Origin of the sequence: uncultured Campylobacter sp. (assembly GCF_938045535.1) — a bacterium.
In the GTDB taxonomy this organism is placed as follows: domain Bacteria; phylum Campylobacterota; class Campylobacteria; order Campylobacterales; family Campylobacteraceae; genus Campylobacter_B.
Genome location: NZ_CALIMQ010000023.1, coordinates 1 through 1,906, shown reverse-complemented (window position 1 = coordinate 1,906; position 1,906 = coordinate 1). Strand labels below are relative to the sequence as shown.

Sequence of the window (1,906 nt, the reverse complement as noted above, 5' to 3'; positions counted from 1 at the left end):
TTCATTTATAAAGAGCCTAATTTGGATAAATTTAAACTTGATTCGGATAAATTTAAAATAGCTTTCATCGTTTTTGCTTTGATCTTGGGCGCAGGCACGTTAAACGCAGCGGATAAATTTAACTCCACCGCACCAAAACCCATCCCAGATAGAGCAAATGTGCAAAGATCCTCCTCCGATAAAACGAGCATGCAAAAACCTGCCTCTAATAAAGCATCAGTTCAAAATCAAGCTGACGTACCAGGATCCTCCCTTGATAAAACTATCGCGCAGAAATCCTCTCCCAACAAAACGTCCACCCAAAACCAATCAGCGATGCAAAAATCCACGTCCAATAAAATATCGGCACAAAAATCTGCTCAAACTCAAAGATCCCTACAAAAGCTAACGTCCGATAAACAAAGTAGGGCCAATAAGCAAACCCTACCAAACGCTCAGGGCGCCTTAGAAAAATATCTCTCCACTCCCGAGGCAAGCTCGAAGCAAGATAGCTCGCAAGACGCCTCAAAGAATTCAAACTCCAAAGCCAAAGCCGAAGCCAAAGCCCCTGCTAAAATTTACCGACTAGATAGATCAAAAATACGAGATATAAATCAAAAAAGACTGGACGGGCAGCTTGATTCAAATTTTAAAGCGAGACCGAATTCCTTCTCCTTCGACGCCTTATTGGAGCATACTTTAGCTAATTCTCCGAGTTTAAATTTAACTAGGCTCGATGTGCAAAGCGCGCGCAACGAGCTTGAGTATCAAAAGGCCTCACGCTATCCCGAGATTGGAATTAATGCCAATAGCGAATACGCCAAACGCTACGGCGCCCGTTACAACTCCGTGCAGATTGGCGACGATAGTCTAGTCTCGCAAAGCGGCTATGGCAACTCCGTCTCGCTCGTGCTGCGCCAAGATATATTTAAATTCGGCGCAGATGAGTTAGCCATAGAAGCTGCCGAAGAGAATATCAAACAAGCAGATCTTAAAAGATGCTCTTCGTATATGGACGGCTCAATCAAGCTTTTGGAGCTTTACGACGAGGCGCTCGGGTATAAAAACAAAATAGAAATCTATGAGCGGTTAAAAGACGCCTACGAGATGCTTTATATCTACGAAAAGAGGCTATCGGGCGCAGGCGAGCTAAGCAAAACAGCTCTAGCAGATCAAGCCATAGCATTAGCCGATACGAGCTATGAACTATCTCAATTAGAACTAAACGCAAATAATGTTTTAAATAAAATTTACTCGCTTTCTGGAGTTAAAATTCCAAACGTGTTTTATCTTTCGGATCTAGGCGGAGCTAATAGTATCAGCTCAGACTTCGTACCCTTTGAAGATAGCGTAATCGCTAAAGGATTTGATCATGAACTGGCTGCAAATGAGCTAAGTATGAAATCCATGGAGAGGCTTTATTATCCCACCGTTTCGCTCTATGGCAGATACGATCTTTACGGCAGCGACAGAGACGACTTTAGCCGCGCCGGAAAGGATGTCAAAAGACATGGATATAGAGCGGGACTTACGGTGCATATGAGCCTATTTGACGGAGGCAAGCGCGCCGCGCAGATCAAAGAAAAGCAGATAAACAAAGAGAGGATCTTATCTAAAAAGGAAGAAGCTAAATTAGAATACGAAAAGCAGATCGCGGATCTTAAACTCTTTCTATCCAAAAAGGACGAATACGATAAAATCCTATCTAATTCCTCTAAAATTTCAAAAGATATCCTAACTATGCAAAAAAGATTAAATGCCGGTAACGAAAGCTCAAAGATAGATGTTTTAAACTCTCTAATAGCTTCTTTAAAAAAGGAGTTAGCTCTAAGGGATCACGCACAAAAAGCCAGCTTTAATATCAAAAAAGCAGAACTAATGTCTAGATACGGAAGGTGTGAGTAGGCGTTTGGTAGCCAAGTAGATG

1 protein-coding gene is annotated in these 1,906 nt (G+C 42.1%); it reads left to right on the top strand.

Features of this window, described 5'->3' with window-relative positions; all coding sequences use genetic code 11:
- Positions 1 to 1,884, top strand: a 1,884-nt coding sequence (locus tag Q0095_RS01095) for a TolC family protein (protein ID WP_297880568.1), incomplete at its 5' end; no start/stop codon positions are given.
- Between the last annotated feature and the right edge of the window lie 22 nt (positions 1,885 to 1,906).